Annotated in this window: 1 protein-coding gene; it reads right to left on the bottom strand. The window is 47.3% G+C overall.

Annotated features, from left to right (window positions below):
* Positions 1-1,963 (bottom strand): hypothetical protein (locus KDK19_RS04935; RefSeq protein WP_257276082.1); only part of this gene is annotated, 1,963 nt, incomplete at both ends.

Below are 1,963 nucleotides of genomic sequence, written 5' to 3'. Positions count from 1 at the left end.
TGGATGTAGACCGGGTCATCCGGGTTTAAGTGCTTTTGCCATTGATCTGCTGTCAGATAATAGTGTTCAGATACTCCTGTGATTTTCAAAAAAATCCTGAACTGCTCCTCTGACCAGTTGCTGATTGCCATTGTTTCATCCTGTATTTTCAGCTGTGGCACGGGATAGCGATAGATCTGAACACCGTCATCCGGCACCTCAACCTCAAGCCACTGACCTTTAACGGTAAAAGACATCTCGTTGAGGTTCCGCATCAACACAGCGATATAACTCAGGGCGAGCTGTTCTCCTGATGGGATAAGTCCGGAGACGGGTACCTCAACGGTGTTGTTGCCGGTCGTTCGCATCCCGGAAAGAAAGTGGTTGGGGATATCTTGATCCCAGGGCAGAAGGCTATGGGTTTCCAGTAGCGCCTCAAAGATTAGCTGGATGCCTTCTTTGGTGATGTCATGGTTTTTTAGCCGAAGGCAGGCTTCAAGCAGCCGTTTTAACCATTGGGAAGAATGCTCTTTGCTGAGTTTATGCAGGGCGCCCAACGAGGGAAACAGGTCGAATACAGCCCGGGCACGGCTGGCATCCAGAAAACGCAGCTGATCATCCTTTGTTAAGTTTTTCAGGATTTCCCAGTAGAGCCTTTTCATATAGTCGTGTTTCAGCACCCCCGACAATAGTTGCAACTGGGCTGAGTACTGTTCCCACAGGCTTTTGTCCGGCAATGACTTCAGCCGCTTGGCGAAATAGACAAAACGCGATCTGTATTCATTGGCAGAAAACAGAACCATTGCCTTATTTAACACGTGCAAAGGCACGGCTTTAGTCGAATGATGCCACAAAAAATCCCGGTCTTGTCCACTGGCGTGAAGGAAACGTTCGACGCCTTTCCCTCCATAAGAAGAAAGAAGCCTTATCAATGATTCCAGCATCAGAAAAGCTTTGGTATTTTCATGGAATTGATGAAACTGTTTTAAAATCGCCCAGTTTAATAACCAGTCTGGCTTAAGGGTGGAAAGATAAAGAGCAACCGTTTTTATCTGGCGATTGGAATTATCATTCTCTTCATTCTCTGAATCGCTATTGTATTCGTCGTCCTCTTTACTATCTGAATCACTTTTATCTTCAGTAAGTTCTGTTAACAGCCACTGTTTTAGTTGTGTTTCCTGATGTTGCAGCGCTTCGATGTCAGGTAGCCCTTCTGCTGTCCAGAGCCTGGTCATAGTTTGCAGGAGTCGATGATTGAGCGCACCCCCGCAACTTGTCCAGACCATCATTTTTTTCAATCGCTCATGGCTGGGAACGCTTTTGCCATGATTCATGGACGAGAAGGCGTGGAACAGTTCCATATTGAACTCGCCATCCATCTCTTTCCATTCAGGCCAGTCCAGCACCTCTTTTACATCATCATGTTTGAGTATGCCGTGGCCATTATTGATGGAGGAGAAGGAGCGGAAGAGCTCAATATTGAACCTGCCATTCTTGTCTTTCCATTCCGGCCAATCCAGTACCTCTTTCACTTCCTCATGTTTAAGCATGCCCCTGTTGCAATTCATGGACGAGAAGGCGCGGAGCAGCTCAATGTTGAACTTGCCATCCTTGTCATTCCATTCAGGCCAGTCCAGCACCTCTTTTACTTCCTCATGTTTTGGCATGCCTTTACAGCTGTTCATCGATGAGAAAGCGCGGAACAGTTTTATACTGAACACACCATCCCTGTCTTTCCATTCTGGCCAGCTCAGCACCTCTTTCACTTGCTCATGTTTGGGCACGCCTTTGCCATGATTAATAGACGAGAAGGAGCGGAACAACTCCATAATGAACTCGCCATCCTTGTCTTTCCATTCCGGCCAGCCCGGCATTTCTTTCACTTCCTTATGTTTGGGCATGCCTTTGCCATTATTCATGGATGAGAAGGAGCGGAACAGCTCCATGCTGAACTCGCCATCCTTGTCTTTCCATTCCGGCCAGC

It is taken from the genome of Endozoicomonas sp. ONNA1 (assembly GCF_024606325.1).
In the GTDB taxonomy this organism is placed as follows: domain Bacteria; phylum Pseudomonadota; class Gammaproteobacteria; order Pseudomonadales; family Endozoicomonadaceae; genus Endozoicomonas_A.
This window is presented reverse-complemented; position numbering and strand designations above follow the sequence as displayed.